We start from the raw sequence: 22,450 nt of genomic DNA, 5'->3' as shown, positions 1-22,450 counted from the left end.
GCGCGGCTAGTCGTCCACGAAGCCCACGCGGTAGCCCGAGAAGACCACGGCGCCCTCGTCCTGCGTGGCGTCGAGGTCCACGTCGGCCCAGATGCCGAAGTCGCGGTCGTCGTCGGAGTCGCGGAACACCTGGTGGACGTGCCAGACGTGCGCCGAGCGCTCGTCGGACTCGTCGATGGTGTAGTAGGAGGTCGAGCGCGCGTCGCCGTCCAGCACGATCTCGTCGTGCTCCTCGTAGAAGCGGTCGAGTGCGCGCTGCCACACCGGCGCGCGCCAGCCCCACTCGCCGTCGAGCTTGCCGAGCGCCTCCACGTCGCCGAAGGCCGCCAGCCGCACGCGTGCGAACAGCGCGTTTCTCACGAGCAGCGTGAGGCCGCGGCGGTCGCGCACCACCTCGTCGGCCGCGGGCGGCGCCGCGTCCAGGCCGGCGGCCGAGCCCTCGCCCGCCGCGGACCACTCGTCCACGAGCGAGGAGTCCACCGTGCGCACAACCAGGCCCAGCCAGGAGACGATGTCCGTCAGCCGCTCGTCGCGCTTTGACACCGGCACCGTGCGGTCGAGCGCGCGGTACGCCTCGGAGAGGTAGCGCAGCAGCAGGCCCTCGGAGCGCGCGATGTTGTAGCGGCCCACGTACTCCTTGAAGTCGCTCGCCGTCTCGACCATGTCGCGCAGGACGGACTTGGGCGAGAGGCTAAAGTCGCGCGCCCACGGGACCTTCTCGCAGTACTCGGCGAAGGCGGCCTCGAGCAGCTCCTCGAGCGGCTTGGGCCACGTGACCTCCTGCAGGCGCTCCATGCGCTCGTCGTACTCGACGCCCTCGGCCTTCATCTCAGACATCGCGCGGTCGCGCGCCACGCGCTGCTGGGCGCGCAGGATCTGCCACGGGTCCTCGAGCGTTGCCTCCGCCATGGAGATGACGTCGAGCGCGTAGGTCTCAGACTCCGGGTCCAGGAGCTCGAGCGCGGCGAGAAGAAACGGCGAGAGCGGCTGGTCGAGCGCAAAGTCGTCCGGCAGGTCGACCGTGGTGGACCAGCTGGCCTCGCCGTCCGGCCCCTCCTCGCGCGAGACCACGCCGGCGTCCATGAGCGTGGCGAAGATCTCGTCGGCGCGCGTGGAGAGCGCCTCCTTCTCCTCGGCGGGCTGCGCGGAGTCCTCGATGAGCCTGTGCACGCGCGCCCAGGCGTCGCCGCCCTGCTCGACCTCGGCGAGCACCATCGAGTGCGTGACCTTCATGCGCGGCCGCAGCGGCTCGGGCACCGCCGCGATCAGGCGCTCGAAGGTCTGCTTGTTCCAGCCGACAAAGCCCTCGGGCGGCTTCTTGGTCTTCGCCTTGCGGGCCTTCTTGGGGTCGCCGCCGGCCTTGCGCAGCGCGCGGGCGTTCTCGATGTCGTACTCGGTGGCCTCGGCGATGACGTGGCCCTCGGTGTCGAAGCCGGCGCGTCCCGCGCGGCCCACGATCTGGTGGAACTCGCGCGCGTTGAGGTGGCGCATGCGCCGCCCGTCGAACTTGGAGAGCGCGGTGAGCACCACGGTGTGGATGGGAACGTTGATGCCCACGCCCAGCGTGTCCGTGCCGCAGATGACGGGCAGCAGCCCCTGCTGGGCGAGCTTCTCCACCAGAAGGCGGTAACGCGGCAGCATTCCGGCGTGGTGCACGCCCACGCCGCAGCCCAGGAGGCGCTGCAGGGTCTTGCCGAAGGTGGTGGTGAAGCGGGTCCCCTTGATGGCGTCCTTGATGGCCTCGCGCTGCTCCTTGGTGGATACGCCGTAGCTCGCCAGGCTCTGCGCGCTCGCGAGCGCCGCGTCCTGCGAGAAGTGCACCACGTACAGCGGCGCCTCGCCCGCGCGCAGCGCGAGCTCGACGGTGCCCTCGAGCGCCGTGTCCACGAACTCGTAGGAGAGCGGCACCGGGCGCGGGGCGTCGGCGATCGTGTCCACCGTGCGGCCGCCCGTGTGCTCGGAGAGCGCGGAAGCGATGGAGCTCGTGTCGCCGAGCGTGGCGCTCATGAGCAGGAACTGCGCGTGGGGGAGGGTGAGCAGCGGCACCTGCCACGCCCACCCGCGGTCGGGGTCGGCGTAGAAGTGGAACTCGTCCATCGCCACGCAGCCCACGTCGCAGCCCTCGCCCTCGCGCAGGGCCTGGTTGGCGAGGATCTCCGCCGTGCAGCAGATGATCGGGGCCTCGGCGTTGATGGCGGCGTCTCCGGTGATCATGCCCACGTTCTCGCGGCCGAAGAGCTCCACGAGGTCAAAGAACTTCTCGCTGACCAGGGCCTTGATCGGGGCGGTGTAGTAGGCGCGCCGGTCCGTGCACACGCTCATGAAGCACATGCCCAGGGCCACCATGGACTTGCCCGAGCCCGTGGGCGTGCCCAGGATGAGGTGGTCGCCCGCCGCCAGCGACAGCAGGGCCTCCTCCTGGTGGGGCCAGAGCTCGATCCCGCGTGAGTCCACCCAGCCGAGGAAGAGGTCGAGCGCCTCGTCCGCCCCGATGTTGGGGTAGGTCTCGTCGTCGGGCCAGGGGATGAGGCGGCCCAGCGATCCGGGGCCGTTGACGCCCTCGTCCACGGTCACGGCGGGCGACGAGGGGGCTGTGGGTGCTACGGGCATGGCGTCTCCTTTCGGGCCATCCATTCTACCGCGCGCCGCGCGAGCCGGCACGAACGGCGAGCAGTGCAGAACGTGTCGGAAAACAGGCCGGTTGCGCCGGCTTTGGCCCCGTCGCGCCCCGGCGGGCTATTCTAGGCTCAACAGAGAGGGTGACCAGAGTTTCCGCACAAGCACGGCCGAGCCGCTCCTCCCCTCCTTTCCCCGGTTCCGGCCTCGGTCATTCTCTCCCTTGCCTCAGGGGCCCGGACGCCATGCTCCGGGCCTCCGTGCGTTTGGGGGGCGGTCGCGCCCCGGCGCTCGTGGCCCTCGCGAGCCCGTTGCGCCGCCGGGAGGCCGTCTCGCGCCGCGCGCACGCACGCCGGCGGCCGCGTCCCCTACGCTCGTTGCCAGACAAGAGAGGCAACGGGGGAGGAACTCATGGGAACGACGACGAGAAGATCAGCGATCGCGCTGGCGGGGCTCGCGCTGGCGGGGCTTGCCGCCTGCGAAGCGCAGGCTGGCGACGACGGCGGGCGGCGCGAGCTGACAGGCGTGGAGAGCGTCGGGGACACCACCGGCTGGGACGCCACCTACTACGAGAGCTCCTGCGCGAGCACCGAGGAGGCGCGCGCCGCGGGCGAGGCCGTGGCCGAGGAGGTAGAGGCAGGGGGCGTGGTCCTTCTCGCCAACGACGGGACGCTGCCGCTTGCCCCGGGCACGACCGTGAGCCTGCTCGGGCGCGGCGCGGTCGACGTGGTCTACGGGGGCACGGGGGCGGCGCTCATAGACTCCTCGTCCGCGGTGGACCTGCGCGCGGCGGCGGAGGGCGCCGGGCTCGTGGTGAACGCGACCGCCTGGGAGTGGCTCTCGTCCGTGGCTCCCGACTACCCGCGCGCGACCGTGGGCGCGCTCGACCGGCCCGAGACCGTCTCGCACTACCTCGGCGAGGTGCCGTGGGGGTCCTACCCGCAGGAGGTGCGCGCCTCGCTCGCGGGGACGGTGGGCGTGGTCGTGCTCTCCCGGCCGAGCGGCGAGGGGGCAGACCTCTCGCAGGACCTTCTCGCCAGCCTGGAGTCCGGGGTCTCGGAGACCTTCGTGGCCAACGCCGAGACGGCGCGCTACGAGGAGGGCCAGCACCAGCTCGAGCTCTGCGCGGAGGAGCGCGAGCTGCTCGCCGCCGCGCGCGAGGCCTGCGACGCGCTCGTGGTGCTGCTCAACGTGGCCACCACGATGGAGGTTGGCCCGCTCGTGGAGCCGGGCGGCCCCTGCGCGGCGTCCGCCCTCGTGGAGATAGGCTTTCCGGGGGCGGTGGGGCTGCGCTCCGTGGCGCGGGTCCTCACGGGCGAGGTCAACCCGTCCGGGCGCACCTGCGACCTGTGGGCGTCGGACCTCTCGGCCACGCCGAGCTTCATGAACTTTGGCGACCACACCTACCCCGACGTCACGGACTACTACACCTCGATCGGCTCGGGCGCCCACTTCGTGGAGTACGAGGAGGGCGTCTACGTGGGCTATCGCTACTACGAGACCGCGGCGGCGGAGGCGGCGGCCGGCCGCTACGAGGGCTTCGACTACGACGCCGCGGTGACGTTCCCCTTTGGCTACGGCCTCTCCTATACCACGTTCGAGCGGGAGCTCCTCGAGGTGACGCGCGAGGGCGAGGAGGTGTCCGTGCGGGCGCGCGTGACCAACGCGGGCCAGGTGGCGGGCCGCGACGTGGTGCAGGTCTACGGGAGCGCGCCCTACACGGGCGCGGTCGAGAAGAGCGCCGTGGTGCTTCTCGCCTTTGCCAAGACCGCCGAGCTCGCCCCGGGCGCGTCCGAGGAGGTGGGGCTCTCGTTTGCCGTGCGCGACCTGGCGAGCTGGAGCAGCGACCGCGGGGCGTGGCTGCTCGAGGCCGGGAGCTACGAGGTGAGCCTGCGCTCGGACTCCCACACGGTGGTGGGCGTGCGCACGCTCGAGCTCGGCGAGACCGTCTACGACACCGACTCGGCCACGGGCGCGAGCGTGGCGAACCGCTTTGACGACGTGACCGACTACCTGGAGACGCACTGCACGCCGCTCACGCGCGCCGACTTTGCCGGGACGTTCCCGACGCGCGCCGAGGATCGGACGGCGGCCTCGGTGGACGTGGCGCTCGAGGAGTACGACGCGCTTTCCGCCGTGAACCCCGACGACGAGATGCCGACCACGCGCGCGAAGAACGGTCTCTCCCTCATCGACCTGCGCGGCCTTCCCTACGACGACCCCCTCTGGGAGCCGCTGCTCGACCAGCTCCATCCCAACGCGATGAACCTCGTGCTCAACAACCACAGCTACGGGAGCGTCTCGGTGCCTTCCGTGGGCAAGCCCGAGGTGCGCGAGGGGGACGGGCCGGCCGGGATCTCGGTCTACGTGAGCGAGGCCGGCCACTGCGGGTATCCGAGCGAGTACCTGGTGGCGCAGACGTGGGACGCGGGCCTGGCGCGCGCGATGGGCGAGGCGATCGGCGACGAGCTGCTCCTGGCGGGCATGAGCGGCTGGTGCGCCCCGGCGATGAACTGCCACCGCTCGCCGTTCGGCGGGCGCAACTTCGAGTACTACTCCGAGGACCCGCTGCTGGCCGGGACGCTCGCCGCGGCGGAGGTGGAGGGTGCCTTCACGCGCGGCGTCTACGCCCAGATCAAGCACTTCGCCCTGAACGACCAGGACACCAACCGCTGCGCGCACCTGCTCACCTGGGCGAGCGAGCAGGCCATCCGCGAGATCTACTGCCGCCCGTTCGAGATCGTGGTCAAGACGGCGCGCGGGAGCGTGCCCTACCTCGACGCCGCGACGGGGGAGCGCCGGGAGCGCGAGGTGGGGGCCGCCAAGGCGGTCATGAGCTCGTACAACTACGTGGGGGCCACGTGGGCGGGGGGCAGCCGCGCCCTCTGCACCGAGCTGCTGCGTGACGAGTGGGGCTTTGACGGGTACGTGATCTCGGACTGGTCCCTCTACGACTACACCGACAAGAACCAGGCCATCTACGCCGGGACCGACGTCAACTTCACCACGACCGCCACGACCGGGGAGATGGCGGACGCCGAGAGCGCCACGGCGGTGCGCGCCATGCGGCAGGCCATGCACCGCTACCTCTACGCCATCGCTAACTCAAACGCGGTGAACGGCCAGGTTCCGGGGATGCGCGGCGTCTACGCGTGAGCGGTGTAAACTCGGGTGAGGACCCGCGACGAAGGGACAGCCATGACCGACTTCCTTGAGCTTGCGCGCGACCGCTACTCCTGCCGCGCCTTCACCGACCGCCCCGTCGAGCCCGAGAAGGTCGACGCGCTGCTTGCGGCCGCCGTCGCCGCGCCGACCGCGGTTGACAGGCAGCCCTGGCGCGCGTGGGTCGTCGAGAGCCCGGAGGCCGTGGAGCGCCTGAGCGCATGCACGCGGTTCAGCTTCGGGGCGCGCGTCTTCGTGGTGGTGGGGGCCGTCGCCGACGAGGCCTGGGTCCGCAAGTACGACGGCCGCAACTTCGCCGACGTGGACGCGAGCATCGTTGCCACGCACGTGATGCTCGCCGCGCACGACCTCGGCCTCGGGACCACGTGGGTGGGCCACTTCGACGCCCCGGCGCTGGCGGAGGCCTTCCCCGAGATGGCCGGCTGCGACCTCGTGGCCATCTTCCCGCTGGGATACCCGGCGCCGGAGGGCGGTCCCGCGCCCAAGCACTTCGAGCGACGGGACGTCGGCGAGCTCGTGACGCGGCTGTAGCGCCGGTCGCGCGCCGGGAGGGGGTGGCCTCCCGGCGCGCGGCGGGAGCCTCGAGGGGCTACTTCACGCCGTACTGCTCGTAGTACGCGTCGATCGCGGCGTGCAGCTCGGGCGTGATGACGGTGCCGTCGAGCACCTCCACGACCTCTGACATGGAGACGATGCTCGCCACGGGGAAGCCGTACTTCTCCTGGATCTCCTCCTGGGCGCTCACCTTGCCGCCCTTGCCGACCTCCATGCGGTTCAGGCTCACGATGAGCCCCTTGACCTCGACGTTTGCGGCGCCGGTGACCTTGGGGTAGGTCTCGTCGATGGACTTGCCCGAGGTGGTCACGTCCTCGATCATGACCACGCGGTCGCCGTCGGCAAGCGAGGTGCCGAGCAGGCCGCCCTTGTCGGCGCCGTGGTCCTTGGCCTCCTTGCGGTCGGAGCAGTAGCGGACCTCCTTGCCGTAGAGGTCGTGCAGGGCGATCGCGGTGGTCACGGCCAGCGGGATGCCCTTGTACGCCGGCCCGAAGAGCACGTCGAAGTCAAGGCCAAAGTTGTCGTGGATGGCGTGGGCGTAGTACTCGCCCAGGCACTTGAGCTGGCTGCCCGTGACGTAGGCGCCCGCGTTCATGAAAAACGGGCTCTTGCGGCCGCTCTTGAGCGTGAAGTCGCCGAACTTCAGGACGTCGCTCTCGACCATGAACTTGATGAACTCGCGCTTGTAGGCTTCCATGGGTCTCCTTCCGGCGGTCGCCGCATCGTGTGCTCCCACGATTCTAGCGGCTCGGCGCTCCGTTCGTAGACAACAGCCAGCTCCAAGCCGGAATCTGGGCGATGGACATCCCATCGCGCTCATAGTGCGCCTGAGCTCCGGATCGCACGACGATAATCCCATCTCTTGCCCCGAGCTCCTCCATGGCCTCCCAGAGGGCGCGCGTTTCGCGTTCGACGGTTCGGGAGTCGTCCATGGAGTCGGTTACCTGGACGAGCTCGGTTGCTCGCTCGTCGAGCGCGTCGCCCACGACGAAGTCGACCTCGTAGCCGTGCGACCTGGTGCGGAGGGTGGAGATGCCTCCGTCGCGAAACTCGGGATGACGGCGTCTCAGCTCGAGGTAGACGGCATTTTCGAGGCGCTGGTCCATGTCGCTGACCCCGGCTCGACTGTTGGCGAGCGAAAGTCCGGGGTCGATGGCGTATGCCTTGGGCGGGACGGTCGTGCTCTCCGAGAGCGCCCGGGAGCGCTCCCTTACGAGAAACACGAGGTACGCCTCCTCAAAGTATGAGATGAGGTCCCCGAGGTAGCCTCTTCCCGAGGCGAGACCAGCTGAGCGTAGGTCGTTCTCGATTTTGCGCACGGAGAGCTGGCGGCCGCTGAGGCCCATGAGCCGGGAGGCAAGTGCGGAGGCAACGCGCGGTCGCGCGAGGTTGTGACGCTCCACCACATCGCGTGCCACCACGCGCTGCGTGTAGGACTGCAACAGCCCGTTGGCCTGTGCCACGGGGAGCCCTTGGACTGCCGGAAATCCCCCTCGGGTCAGGTAGGTGTCGAGAAGGGCTTGGAGTCGCGTTTGCCGTGCCGGGCTCTGGACGACATCATCTATGTGTGCCGCAAGCTCGACGTCTTGCAGGGCAAGTTCGCGCAGGGAGTAGGGGAGCAGCTCAAAGTCAAGAGCCCTGCCGCGAAACTCGGTCGCTATCTCGCTTGTGAGCATCTTGGACGATGAGCCGCTTACGTAGATGGTTGCCCGCGTTGTGTCCACGACGCGGCGCAGCCAGGAGCCCCATTCCTCCATTTCCTGAAGCTCGTCAAAGAAGAGATAGAGTCCGTCCTCTGGAGCCACGTCTGGGTGGAGGTAGCGGAAGGCCTCGATTACGTCGTCGCCGGTCTGGTGTGTGGCGGGACTTATGCGATCGTCCTCAAAATTGAAGTAACAGATGCGACTCTCGGGGACTCCGGCCGCTAGGAGCGCATCCATTTCCTGAAAGAGGCGGTAGGACTTGCCCGAGCGACGCATGCCCGTCACGACTTTGACGAGGTTTCCTGCACGCGGGGGTAGAGGCTCGCCAAGGTCTAGGTCGCGGTGGAAGATGGGGCGGTATGCATCGAGCGAGAACTCTTGGAGGATGGCAACAACGGTATGGTTCATGCTTCTCCCAAACTGGTCATATGAAATTACCAATACTCTATCAAACCGGGCACCTAATGTGACCAGTCTTACTCAAAACTGGCAATATCAGGTGACCAGTTCTGTGTGTGGGCGCTTCTCGCCGCGGCTGGGGGTGTCCGCTCCGGCGCGCCGTCCGTTGCGCTAGAGTTAGACGCGCAAACCAGGCGAGAAGAACCTCGACGCACCAAAGGAGAACCCCGTGGAACGCACCCACATCTCGCAGCTCTTCGCCGACGCCGACGCGCTCGGCGGCACCACCGTGACCGTGGCGGGCTGGGTCCGCTCGGTCCGCGACATGAAGAACTTCGGCTTCGTCATGCTCAACGACGGCTCCTGCTTCAAGGACCTGCAGGTGGTCATGAACCGCGAGAAGCTCGAGAACTACGACGAGATAGCCGCCACCGGGGTGGGCTCTGCGCTCGTCGTGACCGGCGAGCTCGTGCTCACGCCCGAGCGCCCGCAGCCCTTCGAGCTCCAGGCGGCGCAGATCGTGGTGGAGGGCGCCTCTGCCCCGGACTACCCCATGCAGAAGAAGCGCCAGACTCGCGAGTTCCTGCGCACCCAGCAGCACCTGCGCAGCCGCACCAACCTGTTCCGCGCGGTCTTCCGCGTGCGCAGCGTGGCCGCCTACGCTATCCACAGCTTCTTCCAGGAGCGCGGCTTCGTCTACGTGAACACGCCGATCATCACCACCTCCGACGCCGAGGGCGCCGGCGAGATGTTCCGCGTGACCACGCTCGACGTGGAGAACCCGCCGCGCACCGACGACGGCCACGTGGACTGGAGCCAGGACTTCTTCGGCCACGCAGCCAACCTCACCGTCTCCGGCCAGCTCCAGGCCGAGAACTTCGCGCTCGCCTTTGGCGACGTCTACACCTTCGGCCCCACCTTCCGCGCCGAGAACTCCAACACGCGCCGTCACGCCGCCGAGTTCTGGATGGTCGAGCCCGAGATGGCCTTCTGCGACCTCGCGGGCGACATGGACTGCGCCGAGGCCATGCTCAAGCACGTGATCAACTACGTGATGGAGCACTGCCCCGACGAGATGGAGTTCTTCAACAAGTTCGTGGACAAGGGCCTCGTGGAGCGCCTCACTCACGTGGCCACCTCGGACTTTGGGCGCGTGAGCTACACCGACGCCATCAAGATCCTGCAGGACGCCCAGGCGGCGGGTCACGTCTTCGAGTTCCCCGTCGACTGGGGGAGCGACCTGCAGACCGAGCACGAGCGCTACCTCACTGAGGAGCACTTCCGCCGTCCGGTCTTCGTCACGGACTACCCTGCCGCGATCAAGGCGTTCTACATGCGCATGAACGACGACGGCAGGACCGTCGCCGCCGCCGACTGCCTCGTGCCCGGAATCGGCGAGATCATCGGCGGCTCCCAGCGCGAGGAGCGCCTCGACGTGCTCGAGGGCCGCATTCGCGAGCTCGGCATGGACCCCGAGCAGTACAAGTACTACCTCGACCTGCGCCGCTACGGCGGATGCCACCACGCCGGGTTTGGCCTGGGCTTCGAGCGCCTGGTCATGTACCTCACGGGCGTGGACAACATCCGCGACGTCATCCCGCACCCGCGCACCGTGGGCAACGCGGACTTCTAGGACCTCCGCGGCCCCGGGGGCGCCTCGCCTCCGGGGCCGCTTCGCCCGCCCGAGAGAGGAGCGTACATGTCCCCCGCCTGCCTCACGCGACGCGCGTTCTTCTCGGCTGCGGCGACCGCGGGCCTGTGGGTGCTCGCAGGCTGCTCGGGGAGGGACTCCTCTCCGGCCGGCGGCCCCGGGGCGGGGACGGCCACGCTCTACGACCCCGCTGCCCCCGTTCAGCCCGCCGACGTCACCGTCCTCATGGTCGGCGACGTCCTCGTGCACCCGAGCGTCTGGAAGAGCGGCGAGCGCGCCGACGGGACGCGCAGCTATGACCACCTCTTCGAGCACGTCCTGGAGGACGTGGCCGCCGCCGACATTGCGATGCTCGACCAGGAGACCATCCTCGGGGGCGACGAGCTGGGCCTTTCCGGCTACCCGGTCTTCAACAGCCCCCAGGAGTTCGCCGACGCCGAGGCCGCCGCGGGCTTTGACGTGATCCTCCACGCCAACAACCACGTGCTCGACAAGGGCATGGCGGGCATCGAGCGGGAGCTGGGCTACTGGCGCGCCAACCACCCGGACGTGACGGTCACGGGGATGGCCGACAGCCAGGACGCGGCCGCCGTCGTGCCGGTGCTCGCGCGCGCAGGCCACAAGGTGGCGATCCTCAACTACGCGGCCAACACCAACGGCATACCCCTGCCCGAGCCCTGGGCCGTGCGCATGCTCGACGAGGCCCAGATCGCGTCCGACGTCGAGGCCGCGCGGGCGGCCGGCGCCGAGGCGATCGTCGCCTGCCCGCACTGGGGCACCGAGTACGCTCCCGCGCCTGACTCCGAGCAGCTTCGCTGGGCGGCCGTCCTCGCCGACGCCGGGGTCGACGCGATCATAGGCAACCACCCGCACGTCATGCAGCCCTTCGAGGTGATCGGGTCGTCCGACGGGCGCTCGGTGCCGGTTTTCTGGTCCACGGGCAACTTCGTCTCGGGCCAGGACCGCAAGGACTCCATGGTGGGCGGCATGGCGCGCCTGACGCTGTCCTTCTCGGCGGACGGGTGCTCGGTGAGCTCGTGCGGCCTCACGCCCCTCGTGACCAACAGGGCGGGCCAGACCAGCCTCACCACCTACAAGCTGGCCGACTACACCGAGGAGCTCGCGGCGGGCAACGGGATCCGCGGCTTTGAGGGCTGCTCGGACTTCTCGCGCCAGTGGTGCGTCGACTTCTGCTCCGAGCGCCTCGGGGAGGCCTTCGACCCCGCGTCCTGCGAGCTCGTCTGGCAGGCCTAGGGCCGTCCGCTACAGCACGCGGCGCACGGCGTCGTGCCAGCCGGCGAGAAGCGCCTCGGCCTGCGCGGGCCCCATCTGGCGGCGGAACACGTCGTCTCCCGACCGCAGCGCCACGAGCTCGTCGGTGCCGGACCAGAATCCCGCGGCAAGACCGGCGAGAAACGCCGCGCCGAGCGCGGTGGTCTCGGTGTTGGCGGGGCGGCGCAGCTCGCAGTCGAGGAGGTCCGCCTGGAACTGCATGAGAAACCCGTTCGCGGCGGCGCCCCCGTCGGCGTTGAGGACGCTGAGCGGCGCCCCGGCGTCTGCGGCCATGGCATCGGCGAGGTCGGCGACCTGGAAGGCGAGCGCCTCGAGCGCGGCCCGGGCGAGGTGCGCCCGGGTGGTCCCGCGCGTGAGCCCGAGGATCGCCCCGCGCGCGTCCGGCTCCCACCAGGGCGCCCCGAGCCCCGTGAAGGCGGGCACGATCGTGACCCCTCCGGCATCCGGCACGCTCAGCGCGAGCGCCTCGGTCTCCGCCGCGGTGCGGATGACGCCCAGCTCGTCGCGGAGCCACTGTATGAGCGCCCCGGCGACGAAGACCGAGCCCTCGAGCGCGTAGTGCGCGGGCTCGCCCGGGGGCGTCGCCGCCACCGTGGTCACGAGCCCGTGCTCGCTCGCGCGCGCCTCGAGCCCCGTGCTCATGAGCATGAAGCACCCGGTCCCGTAGGTGTTCTTGGCCTGCCCCGGCTCAAAGCAGCACTGGCCGAAGAGGGCGGCCTGCTGGTCCCCGGCCACGCCCGTGACGGGGATGCCGGCCGGAAGCCCCGGGTAGCTCGTCTCGCCGAAGAAGCCCGAGCTCGGGCGGACCTCGGGCATCATGGCCGCAGGGATGCCGAAGAGCGCCATCAGCTCATCGTCCCAGCACCCGCGGTGGATGTCGTAGAGCATCGTGCGGCTCGCGTTGGTGGGGTCGGTGGCGTGCACGAGCCCGCCGGTGAGGACCCACACGAGCCACGTGTCCACGGTACCAAACAGCAGCTCGCCCGCCTCGGCGCGCTCGCGCGCGCCCGCCACGTTGTCGAGCACCCACGCGATCTTGCTTGCCGAGAAGTACGCGTCGGGCAGAAGGCCCGTCCTGGAGCGCACCAGCTCGCGCACCTCGGGCGCGCCGCAGACGCGCTCGACCATCTCCGCGGTCCGGCGGCACTGCCAGACGATCGCGTTGCACACGGGCACGCCCGTCGCGGGGTCCCAGACGACCACGGTCTCGCGCTGGTTGTCGATGCCGATGGCCGCCACGTCGTCGGCGCCGAGTCCGTGGCGCGCCACGAGCTCGGAGCAGCACCCCAGCTGCGAGAAGAGGATCTCCTGGGGGTTGTGCTCGACCCACCCGGGCTTGGGGAAGATCTGCTGGAACGGCCTCTGGACCACGTCGACCATGCGCCCGGAGCGGTCGACGAGTGCCGCGCGCGAGGACGTGGTCCCCTGGTCGAGCGCGATTACGTACCTCTTGCCAGCCATGCGTCCCTCCCCGCCGCGCTTACGTCCCGCTTACATGACAGTATCTCCGTCCCGCCCCGTCGCCGCCACGCCCGCCCGTCCGCCGACGCGTTGCGGCCGCTCGCGTTGGGGTACCATCTGCTGTGTCAATCCCCGAGGAGGTCTCGCATGGGCTTTCACTGCACCGACTGTCTGTACTCCGCGTTCGCCCTGAACGAGGAGTCCGGCCTCTACCAGGGCGCGTGCAGCCGTGGCTACACGCTTGCCAACCCCCACGTGCACGTGAGCCCCGAGAGCCACTTCGCCGAGCGCCCCGAGGACCTGGTGCCGGCCGTCGACCCGTATGGCGCCGAGTACCTGCGCACCTCCAACGTCTGCGGGGAGTTCCGCCGTCCGCACGACGTCTCGCACGACAGGAGGGTGTGAGCGCGCGGTTCTTCTCGCCCGCCGAGCCCCTCGACGCCATCTGCCGAAATTGACCCCGCCGTAGCAAATTCAAGGAAGTTTTAAGCTACGCTGCTCCTGCCCCGAGAAGAGGAGGAGAAGCATGAGAGCTACGAGAAACGCGGTCGCGCTTGCCGGCGCGCTTGCCCTTGCCGTGACGCTGGCCGCCTGCGGGGGAACGCCGGCCGGTCCCGACCTGGAGAAGCTGAGGACGGAGTTCGTGGGGAGCTGGGAGCTCGAGTCCGCGGAGTTCGACGACCAGTCGATCTCCGAGGAGGACTACGACTCGATGTCCGAGACGCTCGACATGCACGTGACGCTCGACCTCTCCGACGAGGGCGAGCTCCTGGTCGACGCCTTCGGCAGCCAGCAGGAGGGAAGCTGGGAGATCAAGGACGAGGACACCCTGACGCTCACCCTGGGCGACGAGGGCGTGGACGTCCCCTATGAGGACGAGCGCCTCACGCTCACCTACGACGGCGAGACCATGGTCTTCTCCAAGGTCTCCGACGAGCCCGTCATGGACCGCGACCCGTCCGTGAACGCCGGCGGCGGCTCCCTCGACCAGTTCGACGACCTCCCGGTCGAGGACACGGACGACGACCCGATTGACGACACGCTCGACGAGGGCGACACGAGCCTCGCCGACGAGCTCTTCACCGACGAGATGTACGCCTGGGCGGACACCTACGCCGCCGACGTGACCGTGAGCGAGCCGCTCGACGTCACCGTGGGCGACGACGACACCGCGCTCGTCAAGATCGTGGGCGTCGGCGCCGACTTCGAGGGCGAGACGGGCTACCTCATGAGCTTCGAGAACCGCACCGACCAGGACCTCGTCTTCACCAACATCTCGACCACGCTCGAGGGCGAGGACGTCTACTACGACGCCACGCTCGCCCGCCCCGTGCGTGCCGGCGAGACCGTCCAGGGCTTCTTCTACTTCGACGCGAGCCTGGGCGAGGTGACCTCGGCGTCGTCCTGCTCGTTCAGCATCATGGCGATCGACCGCTCCGACGCGCCGGTCGCCGTCTACTCCGCGACCCTCTAGGCGCGCTCGCGCGAGGAGCCTGAAAAGCGGCTATCATGTGGGGCGGGGCGTCTCGTGCGCCCCGCCCTTCTCGTCAAACGTCCCTGAAGTCCGACCGAAACGGGGGAGTCATGTCCGACACGAAGCGCGACCTTGTCTTTCCGGAGCCCATCTTTCACGAGAAGATCTGGGGAGGTCGCAAGCTGGCAGACGACTTCGGCTACGAGATTCCCGACGGGCCGATCGGCGAGTGCTGGGCGATAAGCGCCCACCCCAACGGTGACTGCGTGGTCGCCGAGGGCGCGTGGGCTGGCAAGCACCTCTCCGAGCTCTGGGACGAGCACCGCGAGCTCTTTGGCAACGTGGAGGGCGACCGCTTCCCGCTGCTGGTCAAGATCATCGACGCCAAGGACAACCTCTCCGTGCAGGTGCACCCCGACGACGTCTACGCCGCCGAGCACGAGAACGGCAGCCTCGGCAAGCGCGAGTGCTGGTACGTGCTGGCTGCCGACCCCGACACCAAGATCGTGATCGGGCAGCACGCGCACGACCGCGCCGAGCTCGCGGCCATGATCGACGAGGGCCGCTGGGACGACATGCTCAACCTCGTGCCCTGCAGCGCCGGGGACTTCTTCCCGATCGAGCCGGGCTGCGTGCACGCCATCCAGGGCGGCACGCTGATCCTCGAGACCCAGCAGTCCTCCGACGTCACCTACCGCGTCTACGACTACGACCGCGTGGGCGACGACGGCAAGCCGCGCGAGCTGCACATCCAGCAGAGCCTCGACGTGGTGGACTACGACATGGTCGCGCCCGCGTCCGGCGAGATCAGCGCGCCCGAGGTCGACGGCGTGACCGAGCTCATGGAGTGCCCCAACTTCGTCGTGGACCGCGTGCGCGTGGACGGCGAGAAGGTCCTGGGGCAGCCCTGGCCGTTTTTGTGCGTGAGCGTCATCGACGGCGAGGGCACCGTGCGCGCGGCCGAGGCCGGCGTGGAGCACAAGGTCGGCAGGGGCACGCACTTCCTGGCGCCCTCCGGCTGCGGCGACCTGACCTTCCGCGGCGACATGACGCTCGTGACCTCGCGCCTGCCGTAGCCCCGCGCCCCCGGGGCTGCCCCGGGCTCACCTATCGAGAAGGACGCGCGGCTTGCGGACGCTTTGCCGCCTCAAAACGACCGGAACCCGCACCTTCGACGGAAGCGTGCGGGTTCCGGTCACTTTTGTCGAGAAAAACGTCCGCAAGCCGCGCGTTCTTCTCGCCGAGCGCTAGGCCTGCGCGCTCCAGCCGAGCTCGTCGGTGTCGAGAAGCACGGTGAAGGGCCCGTCGTTGACCAGGCTCACGCGCATGTCCGCGCCAAAGACGCCGCGCCCCACGCGCCCCGCGCCGAGGTCCGCCTCCGCGAGCTCGCAGAAGCGCTCGTAGAGCCGCTCGGCGAGCGCGGGCGCCGCGGCGCCGGTGAAGGAGGGGCGGTTGCCGCGCCGCGCGTCGGCGTAGAGGGTGAACTGGCTCACCACGAGCACGTCGCCGCCGGTGTCCACGAGCGAGCGGTTGGTCTTGCCGGCGTCGTCCGCGCAGATGCGAAGTGCCGCCACCTTGCGCCAGAGCCGCTCGGCGAGCGCCTCGTCGTCTGTCGGCGCCACGCCGAGGAGCACGAGGTAGCCGGCGCCGCAGCTGCCCACCACGGTGCCGCCGACCTCAACTTGTGCGCTCTCGACGCGCTGGATGAGCGCGCGCACCTAGGCCCCCAGCCGGTAGAGGGCCGAGAACTTCTCGGTGAGATAGTCCGTGAAGTAGCGTGCCGAGAAGCCCTCGCCGCACGCCGCCTCGATGAGCTCGCCGGAGTCCTTGGCGCGTCCCCAGCGCCAGATCTTCTCGCCGAGCCAGGCGCGCGCGGGGGCGAGGTCGCCGCTCGCGCAGGCGCCCTCGAAGTCCACGCCCTGGGCCACCATCGCGGCCTTGAGCTGCGCGCCAAAGGCGGAGCCGAGCGCGTAGGTGGGGAAGTAGCCGAACGACCCGTCGGACCAGTGGGTGTCCTGGAGCGCGCCGCGGGCGTCGTCGGGGACCGTGACGCCCAGGTAGCTCCCGTACTTCTCGGCCCAGAGGGCGGGGACGTCGGCCGCGGTGGCCTCGCCCGAGAAGAGCAGCTGCTCGATCTCGTAGCGCACCATGATGTGCAGCGGGTAGGTGAGCTCGTCGGCCTCGGTGCGCACGAGTCCGGGCTCGGCGCAGTTCTCGGCGAGGTAGAGCTGGTGGGCCGTCACGCGCCCGAACTGCCCGGGGAAGTGGCGGCGCAGCACGGCGAGCAGCGGCTCGGCAAAGGCCTCGGAGCGGCCCACGAGGTTCTCGAAGAAGCGGCTCTGCGCCTCGTGCATGCCCATCGAGGTGCCGCCCACGAGCGAGGTTCCCGCGTAGTCAGCCGAGACGCCCTGCTCGTAGAGGGCGTGGCCGCCCTCGTGCAGGACGGAGAACACGTTGGAGAGCACGTTGTCGGGGTAGGCGTGCCCGGTCACGATCACGAAGTCGCGGGAGAGGCCGCTCGTGAAGGGGTGCTCGGTGCGCCCGATCCAGAGCGCGTCCATGTCGAGGCCCTCGAGGCGCGCGAGGTCCTCTGCCAGGCGCCATTGGCGCTCCTCGTCAAAGACCCCGTCCACGCAGGCGTGGCTCGGCTTGTGGCGGCTCGCCATGCAGTCGGCCAGAAGCGGCACCACCGTGTCCTTGACCTCCGAGAAGAACGCGTCGTAGAAGGCGCGGTCGCAACCGCGCTCGTACTCGTCGAGCCAGACGTCGTAGGGGTCGCGCGCGGGGTCCTTGAAGGCGGCCATGCGGCGCAGGGAGTCGACGATGCGGTCTAGGTAGGGCTCGAAGGAGGCCCAGTCGTTTGCCGCCTTGGCGCGGCGCCAGACGTCGTTGGCCTCCACCGTGAGGCGGCTGAAGGCGGCCTGCTCCTCGGCCGGCACGTCGACGAGCGAGGCGCGGTCGCGCTTGAGCACGCGCACCTGCGCCATGCGGCGCTCCCCCAGCAGCTCGGGCTGCTCCTCGAGGCGGTCGAGCAGCGGGCCCACCGAGGGGTCGCACAGGGCGTGCACGGCCATCTCCTGGAGGCTCGCCATCGCCTCGCCGCGCTGCGCGGTGGCCTTGGGCGGATCGATCACGGGGCCAAGCGAGCCGATCTCGCCGAGCGCGTAGCCCAGCGAGAAGAGCGTGCGCTCGAGCTCGTCGAGCGCCTCCATGTCTGCGCGAGGGTTGGGGAGGGCGGCGTTGATCTGGGTGGGGTGCGTTTCTGCCATGGGTTCTCCTCTGTTGCGACGGAAGGGGCCGTTCCCTGCCCCTCAGTGTACCCGTCCGACCGCCTGCGACGCGGATGGGGCGTTCCGTGCAAAGGACGTTCACGCGCCGCGCGCGGCAACGTATCATTCATACGTGCAGACGACTGTGCGCCGGCGCCCGGGGCGCGGGCGAGAAGCGAGGGAGGCACCCCATGGACATGGTTCTTGGCATCGACGTCGGCGGAACGAGCATCAAGGTCGGCCTCTTCACCCCGGCCGGCGAGCTGCTCGAGGAGCGCAAGATCCCCACGCCCGCGCTGGTGGACGAGACGGCCTACGCGGTGGTCACGGACGGCATCGGCAAGATTCTCGCCGCCCACGACGCCGGGGCGGACGACGTCATCGCCTGCGGCCTGGACATCCCCGGGCCGGTGGCCGACGACGGCACGGTGGGGCTTCTCCCCAACATCGAGCTTGACCCGGACGGCCTGGTGGGCGCGCTCACGGCCGCCTACCCCAACGCCACCACGGCATTCGTCAACGACGCCAACGCCGCGGCCCTGGGCGAGATGTGGGCCGGCGTGGCGCAGGGCGTCTCGAGCTACGTGCTCATCGCGCTCGGCACCGGCGTGGGCGCGGGCGTGGTGGCCAACGGCCGGCTCGTGGCAGGCGCCTTCGGCTCCGGCGGGGAGATCGGCCACGTGACCGTCAACTACGACGAGACGCTCGTGTGCGGCTGCGGCCGGCGCGGCTGCCTTGAGCAGTACGCCTCCGCCAAGGGCATCGTGCGCCTCTACCTGGAGGCCTGCGAGAAGCGCGGCGTCAAGCCGGTGGAGATCGAGCACGCCACCGACACCCTCTCGGTCTTCCGGGCGCTGGCGTCGGGCGACGAGTGCGCCAAGATCGCCATCGACCAGATGTGCGAGTACCTCGCCCGCGTGATGGCGCAGGTCTCCTGCATCGTGGACCCGGCGATGTACCTCATCGGCGGAGGCGTCGCGGGTGCCTTCGCGACCTTTGCCCCCGAGCTGCGCGAGCGCTTCCAGGCTCACGCGCTCAAGACCTGCCGCGACACGCGCATCGAGGCGGCCGGCCTCGGGAACCAGGCCGCCATGTACGGCTGCGCCTACGAGGCGCTGCGCCTGCGCCGGGAGGGAGCCGGGAAGTAGCGCCGAAGCCCGCTCTTGTCCACCACGGGCAGGCCAAGCGGTGGTACTATTTCCATTGTTGTGCATTCGCGAGGTACGGCGCCGGGCCGCCGGGTCGCCGGGTTAGGAGTCACGATGAGCGAATTTGTCCCCGCCAACCACGTTCTTCTCGACCAGTCTGCCTCCTCGGTCGACGACGTCCTGCGCCTTCTTGCCGACAAGTCCGTCGAGCTGGGTCTCGCGAACGACGCCGACGCCGTCTACGAGGCCTTCAAGGCACGTGAGGCCGAGGGCACCACGGGCATGACGGGCGGCTTCGCGATTCCGCACGCCAAGAGCGACGCCATCACCAAGGCCGGCATGATCGTCGTCAAGTTCACCGAGGGCGTCGAGTGGGCCTCGATGGACGACGCCCCGATCACCTGCGCTATCTCCATCCTGACGCCGGCCGCCGAGGCGGGCACCACGCACCTGCAGCTGCTCTCCAAGACCGCCGTGCTGCTCATGAACGAGGGCTTCCGCTCGAGCGTCCAGGACGCCGCGGACGCCGAGAAGATCGCCACCCTCATCAACGAGGGCCTCGACGAGGAGTAGGCGACCAGAAGAGGGATCTGTGGCGGGGCCCGGCGCCGTGCGCGTCGGGCCCCGCCTGCGTTTGTGGGTAAGAAAGGCGCCGCCGCACCCTCCTCCTTGGGTGCGGCGGCGCCGCCGCGTGCCGCGCGATCCTCTCGCCGGGGGCTACGCCTTGTTGACGGAGCCGAGGTTGGTCATGCGGACCTTGACGAGGTTGGTGATCTCCTCCATGCCGGGCTTGTTGGCCTTCTTGGGGTCAAAGGTGCCCGGGTTCTCGCCCATGAAGCCCATGAAGCCGCGCATGAAGGCCTGGCGGAGCTCCGTGGCGTAGTTCACCTTGCAGATGCCGTTCTTGACGGCCTCGGCGACCTGGTCGTCGGGCACGCCGGAGGTGCCGTGGAGCACGAGCGGCACGTCCACGACGGAGCGGATGGCCTTGACCACGTCCTGCTCGATGTGCGGGGTCTCGGTGTAGACGCCGTGCGCGGTGCCCACGCCGATGGCGAGCGACGTGCAGCCGGTGCGCTCGACGAACTCGCGGGCCTCGTCCGGGTCGGTGTAGGGGTTCTCGCCCTCCACGGCCGGGCCGTCGTCCTCCTTGCCGCCGACCTTGCCGAGCTCGGCCTCGACGGGGATGCCGAGCGGCGCGGCGACCTTGGTCACGGAGGCGGTCAGCGCGATGTTGTCCTCGAAGGTGTCGTGGCTGCCGTCGATCATGACGGAGGTGTAGCCGGCCTTCATGGCCTGGACGCAGCGGTCGAAGCCGTCGCCGTGGTCGAGGTGGATGGCCACCGGCACGCTGGCCTGCTCGGCGGCGACCTTGCACATGGCGGCGAAGTAGTCGAGGTTGGCGTACTTCACGGTGCCCGGCGTGGTCTGCATGATGACGGGGGAGCGCAGCTCCTCGGCGGCCTTCACGACGGCCATGACGAACTCGAGGCTCTCGACGTTGAACGCGCCGACGGCGTAGTGGCCGGCCTGTGCGTCGAGCAGCATCTCCTTGGTGGTGACGAGCATCTTGTCTCCCTTCGCTGGGCTTATCGACACCGTCATTGTACGAGGTGGGAGGGGCGGTGCGGGGCGTGCAAGCGGCGAGCGGCGCGCGGAAGCGAAAGCAAGGGCAGGAGTGCGGGCCCTGGGCGCCGCGGGCTGGGCGGCGCTTAGGAATCGGGGGTTGTGGCAGAGAGGCGCGGGGGCGCGGCGGGAGGTTCTTCTCGCCAACTGGGCTTTTGTCGAGAAGTGCGGGCCGGTGAGAGGGTTTTGTGCGGACGGCCCTGCCACAACCCCGGATTCCTAAGCACGTTTGGGGTCCGGCGTGCCATAACCCCAGATTGTTAAGCACGACCGCGGAGCGGGCGTCCTTCTCGCCGAATTTGCCAAAAGGAAAGAAAAGAACATGTGATATTTTGCTTTAAAGGAAAGGAAAGGAAACACAATTCCACCACATCTCGCCGGCGAGAAGAACCTCGCGCAGCGTCGCCGCCGGCGAGGGAACGGAGCGCCCGACATGCCAACGTCTCCCGAGGAGCGCCGCGCCGCGATCCTCTCCATGCTCGACCGCGCGACGTCCGTGCAGGTCACGCAGATCGCCGAGGCGTTCGGCGTCAGTCGCGTGACGGTGCGCGCGGACCTTGACGCCCTGGCGCGTGACGGCAAGCTGCGGCGCACGCACGGCGGCGCGGTCTCGCTCTCCAAAACGCTCACCGTCTCCGTGCAGGAGCGGCGCATCAACGTGAACGCGGAGGCAAAGCGCTCGATCGCGCGGCTCGCGGCGCCCTTCGTGGAGGACGGGGACTCGGTGCTCGTGGACTCCGGAACCACGGCGCTCGAGCTCGTGCGGGCCATCTCCGGCCGTGCGGGCGTCACGGTGGTCACGGACGACTTCACGATCGCGGACTACGTGGACCGCTCCGCCCCGTCGCTCGACGTCATCACGCTCGGCGGCAGCCTGCGCAAGGGCCACCGCTACACGGCGGGCCCGCTCGCGCTGCGCACGCTCGAGATGCTCCACCCCGACAAGGCCTTCGTGACGCCGACCTCCTACGTTCCCGGGCGCGGCCTCATGACCAACAACCAGGACATGGCCGAGCTCAAGCGCGCGTTTCTCGCCTGCGCCGAGCGCACCTTCGTGCTCATGGACGCCAGCAAGGTGAGCGCGCCGGGGCTCCTGTGGTTTGGCACGCTGGCCAGCGCCGAGGCGGTGATCATGGACGCGGACCCCGGGGACCTCGTGGCCGCCGACGCCGCGGAGCTGGGCTGTCGCGTCATATACTGATGCGGACGCTGGCGCGGACGTGGCGACGGACGGGGGAGAAGAACATGGCGGTCAGGCTCATTCTCACGGACATCGACGGAACCATCCTGCCCTGGGGGCGCCACGAGGTCTCCGCCCGGACGCGCTCGGCCTTCCACGCGGCGCTGGACGCCGGGATCGTGGTGGGTCCGGCGTCGGGGCGCTTCTACTCGTGGGTTCCCGCCTTCTTTGGCGGTGACGAGGCGTGCTGCGCCACGGCGATCGCCGCCAACGGCCTGCAGGTCTACCACGGCGGCAGGCAGGTGATGGCGCGCTCCATCGAGCCGGGGCCGCTGCGCCGCGCGGCCGAGGTGCTGCGCGACGAGCCCCGCGCGGGCCTGCTCTACTTCGAGGGCGACGCGCCCCTGCTGGCCCTGGGCTCGCGCGACGACCTGGCCGAGGCCTTCCCCCGCTACGCGCGCGAGTGCCTCGACGCGCCGGGGCTGCCCGACGCCCCCGTGCCCAAGGCCAACGTCTTTGTCAACGGCACGCTCGAGGAGACCCGCGAGCTCGTCGCGCGCCTCAACGCCGAGGTGGACGGGCTGGACTTCGACGTGCCACAGGCGGGCTTCTCCAACGTGATGCCCGCTGGCTGGAACAAGGGCGCCGCGCTCGCGTGGCTGCAGGACCACCTCGGCGTCACGCGGGAGGAGACGGTCGTCTTTGGCGACGCGGGCAACGACCTGGCGCTCTTCGCGCAGGCGGGGCACCCCGTCGCCGTTGCGGGGGCGCTTCCCGAGGCGGCTGCCGCGGCGCGCTGGCACATCGGCGCATGCGAGGACGACGCGGTCGCGGCCGCGATCGAGGCGCTCGCCGCGGGCGACTGGCCGTTCGAGCGCTAAGGCGCGCGCCG

18 protein-coding genes are annotated in these 22,450 nt (G+C 69.8%); 11 read left to right on the top strand and 7 right to left on the bottom strand.

The features are described from left to right. Positions 1-6: 6 nt before the first annotated feature. Positions 7-2,610, bottom strand: coding sequence for a DEAD/DEAH box helicase (locus B5F23_RS03575; RefSeq protein WP_087351879.1), 2,604 nt, complete (start codon positions 2,608-2,610; stop codon positions 7-9). Between the two features lie 417 nt (positions 2,611-3,027). Between B5F23_RS03575 and B5F23_RS03570 the strand changes: the two genes are divergently transcribed. Next, positions 3,028-5,772 carry a glycoside hydrolase family 3 N-terminal domain-containing protein gene (locus B5F23_RS03570; protein WP_087351876.1) on the top strand — a complete coding sequence of 915 codons (2,745 nt, stop codon included), beginning with the start codon at positions 3,028-3,030 and terminating at the stop codon, positions 5,770-5,772. Positions 5,773-5,814: 42 nt separating this feature from the next. Next, positions 5,815-6,330 carry a nitroreductase family protein gene (locus B5F23_RS03565; protein WP_087351874.1) on the top strand — a complete coding sequence of 172 codons (516 nt, stop codon included), beginning with the start codon at positions 5,815-5,817 and terminating at the stop codon, positions 6,328-6,330. 58 nt (positions 6,331-6,388) lie between these two features. Here B5F23_RS03565 and pyrE read toward each other — a convergent pair whose 3' ends face one another. After that, entirely contained in the window at positions 6,389-7,051 is a 663-nt protein-coding gene (gene pyrE / locus B5F23_RS03560; protein WP_087351872.1) for an orotate phosphoribosyltransferase, read from the bottom strand. Between the two features lie 43 nt (positions 7,052-7,094). Continuing rightward, the gene (locus B5F23_RS03555; RefSeq protein ID WP_087351870.1) at positions 7,095-8,465 is read right to left on the bottom strand and encodes an ATP-binding protein; all 1,371 of its coding nucleotides are present in this window, start codon (positions 8,463-8,465) and stop codon (positions 7,095-7,097) included. Positions 8,466-8,685: 220 nt separating this feature from the next. Here B5F23_RS03555 and asnS point away from each other — a divergent pair, with 220 nt between their 5' ends. After that, on the top strand, positions 8,686-10,089 hold the full coding sequence (asnS, locus tag B5F23_RS03550; protein WP_087351868.1) for an asparagine--tRNA ligase: 1,404 nt from the start codon (positions 8,686-8,688) through the stop codon (positions 10,087-10,089). Between the two features lie 66 nt (positions 10,090-10,155). Beyond that, a complete protein-coding gene (locus B5F23_RS03545; RefSeq protein ID WP_087351866.1) occupies positions 10,156-11,361 on the top strand; it encodes a CapA family protein in 1,206 nt (401 codons plus the stop codon). Between the two features lie 9 nt (positions 11,362-11,370). Here the strand turns inward: B5F23_RS03545 and glpK are convergent, their stop codons facing one another. After that, positions 11,371-12,861 carry a glycerol kinase GlpK gene (gene glpK, locus B5F23_RS03540; RefSeq protein WP_087351864.1) on the bottom strand — a complete coding sequence of 497 codons (1,491 nt, stop codon included), beginning with the start codon at positions 12,859-12,861 and terminating at the stop codon, positions 11,371-11,373. A gap of 147 nt (positions 12,862-13,008) precedes the next feature. Between glpK and B5F23_RS03535 the strand changes: the two genes are divergently transcribed. The 3 genes from B5F23_RS03535 to B5F23_RS03525 all read left to right on the top strand — a co-directional run bounded on the left by B5F23_RS03535 (position 13,009) and on the right by B5F23_RS03525 (position 15,411). Continuing rightward, positions 13,009-13,266: a hypothetical protein gene (locus B5F23_RS03535; RefSeq protein WP_087351861.1), complete on the top strand. Its 258-nt coding sequence runs from the start codon at positions 13,009-13,011 to the stop codon at positions 13,264-13,266. 121 nt (positions 13,267-13,387) lie between these two features. Continuing rightward, entirely contained in the window at positions 13,388-14,335 is a 948-nt protein-coding gene (locus B5F23_RS03530; protein ID WP_087351859.1) for a hypothetical protein, read from the top strand. A gap of 110 nt (positions 14,336-14,445) precedes the next feature. Continuing rightward, a complete protein-coding gene (locus tag B5F23_RS03525; protein ID WP_087351858.1) occupies positions 14,446-15,411 on the top strand; it encodes a type I phosphomannose isomerase catalytic subunit in 966 nt (321 codons plus the stop codon). A 171-nt stretch (positions 15,412-15,582) separates the two neighbouring features. Here B5F23_RS03525 and dtd read toward each other — a convergent pair whose 3' ends face one another. Together dtd and B5F23_RS03515 are read right to left on the bottom strand one after the other, a co-directional pair. Then, positions 15,583-16,053 carry a D-aminoacyl-tRNA deacylase gene (gene dtd / locus B5F23_RS03520; protein ID WP_087351856.1) on the bottom strand — a complete coding sequence of 157 codons (471 nt, stop codon included), beginning with the start codon at positions 16,051-16,053 and terminating at the stop codon, positions 15,583-15,585. After that, positions 16,054-17,604: a carboxypeptidase M32 gene (locus tag B5F23_RS03515; protein ID WP_087351855.1), complete on the bottom strand. Its 1,551-nt coding sequence runs from the start codon at positions 17,602-17,604 to the stop codon at positions 16,054-16,056. It abuts the gene before it with no gap. Positions 17,605-17,795: 191 nt separating this feature from the next. Here B5F23_RS03515 and B5F23_RS03510 point away from each other — a divergent pair, with 191 nt between their 5' ends. Together B5F23_RS03510 and B5F23_RS03505 are read left to right on the top strand one after the other, a co-directional pair. Beyond that, positions 17,796-18,752: an ROK family protein gene (locus tag B5F23_RS03510; RefSeq protein WP_087351853.1), complete on the top strand. Its 957-nt coding sequence runs from the start codon at positions 17,796-17,798 to the stop codon at positions 18,750-18,752. A 114-nt stretch (positions 18,753-18,866) separates the two neighbouring features. Continuing rightward, a complete protein-coding gene (locus B5F23_RS03505; protein ID WP_087351851.1) occupies positions 18,867-19,325 on the top strand; it encodes a PTS sugar transporter subunit IIA in 459 nt (152 codons plus the stop codon). A 144-nt stretch (positions 19,326-19,469) separates the two neighbouring features. On the opposite strand, the gene B5F23_RS03500 is transcribed toward B5F23_RS03505, so the two are convergent. Further along, positions 19,470-20,321 carry a class II fructose-bisphosphate aldolase gene (locus B5F23_RS03500; protein ID WP_087351849.1) on the bottom strand — a complete coding sequence of 284 codons (852 nt, stop codon included), beginning with the start codon at positions 20,319-20,321 and terminating at the stop codon, positions 19,470-19,472. Positions 20,322-20,811: 490 nt separating this feature from the next. Between B5F23_RS03500 and B5F23_RS03495 the strand changes: the two genes are divergently transcribed. Together B5F23_RS03495 and B5F23_RS03490 are read left to right on the top strand one after the other, a co-directional pair. Further along, entirely contained in the window at positions 20,812-21,579 is a 768-nt protein-coding gene (locus B5F23_RS03495; protein ID WP_087351847.1) for a DeoR/GlpR family DNA-binding transcription regulator, read from the top strand. A 44-nt stretch (positions 21,580-21,623) separates the two neighbouring features. Beyond that, positions 21,624-22,439 (top strand): HAD family hydrolase, encoded by an 816-nt coding sequence (locus tag B5F23_RS03490; RefSeq protein WP_087351845.1) that lies wholly within the window; start codon positions 21,624-21,626, stop codon positions 22,437-22,439. Positions 22,440-22,450 lie beyond the last annotated feature (11 nt).

It is taken from the genome of Olsenella sp. An188 (genome assembly GCF_002160255.1).
Lineage (GTDB): Bacteria > Actinomycetota > Coriobacteriia > Coriobacteriales > Atopobiaceae > Thermophilibacter > Thermophilibacter avistercoris.
This window is presented reverse-complemented; position numbering and strand designations above follow the sequence as displayed.

Coding starts and splice junctions, on each gene's coding strand:
- B5F23_RS03575 (WP_087351879.1), bottom strand. CDS start 2,610: ATGCCCGTAGCACCCACAGCCCCCTCGTCGCCCGCCGTGACCGTGGAC.
- B5F23_RS03570 (WP_087351876.1), top strand. CDS start 3,028: ATGGGAACGACGACGAGAAGATCAGCGATCGCGCTGGCGGGGCTCGCG.
- B5F23_RS03565 (WP_087351874.1), top strand. CDS start 5,815: ATGACCGACTTCCTTGAGCTTGCGCGCGACCGCTACTCCTGCCGCGCC.
- pyrE (WP_087351872.1), bottom strand. CDS start 7,051: ATGGAAGCCTACAAGCGCGAGTTCATCAAGTTCATGGTCGAGAGCGAC.
- B5F23_RS03555 (WP_087351870.1), bottom strand. CDS start 8,465: ATGAACCATACCGTTGTTGCCATCCTCCAAGAGTTCTCGCTCGATGCA.
- B5F23_RS03545 (WP_087351866.1), top strand. CDS start 10,156: ATGTCCCCCGCCTGCCTCACGCGACGCGCGTTCTTCTCGGCTGCGGCG.
- glpK (WP_087351864.1), bottom strand. CDS start 12,861: ATGGCTGGCAAGAGGTACGTAATCGCGCTCGACCAGGGGACCACGTCC.
- B5F23_RS03535 (WP_087351861.1), top strand. CDS start 13,009: ATGGGCTTTCACTGCACCGACTGTCTGTACTCCGCGTTCGCCCTGAAC.
- B5F23_RS03530 (WP_087351859.1), top strand. CDS start 13,388: ATGAGAGCTACGAGAAACGCGGTCGCGCTTGCCGGCGCGCTTGCCCTT.
- B5F23_RS03525 (WP_087351858.1), top strand. CDS start 14,446: ATGTCCGACACGAAGCGCGACCTTGTCTTTCCGGAGCCCATCTTTCAC.
- B5F23_RS03515 (WP_087351855.1), bottom strand. CDS start 17,604: ATGGCAGAAACGCACCCCACCCAGATCAACGCCGCCCTCCCCAACCCT.
- B5F23_RS03510 (WP_087351853.1), top strand. CDS start 17,796: ATGGACATGGTTCTTGGCATCGACGTCGGCGGAACGAGCATCAAGGTC.
- B5F23_RS03505 (WP_087351851.1), top strand. CDS start 18,867: ATGAGCGAATTTGTCCCCGCCAACCACGTTCTTCTCGACCAGTCTGCC.
- B5F23_RS03500 (WP_087351849.1), bottom strand. CDS start 20,321: ATGCTCGTCACCACCAAGGAGATGCTGCTCGACGCACAGGCCGGCCAC.
- B5F23_RS03495 (WP_087351847.1), top strand. CDS start 20,812: ATGCCAACGTCTCCCGAGGAGCGCCGCGCCGCGATCCTCTCCATGCTC.
- B5F23_RS03490 (WP_087351845.1), top strand. CDS start 21,624: ATGGCGGTCAGGCTCATTCTCACGGACATCGACGGAACCATCCTGCCC.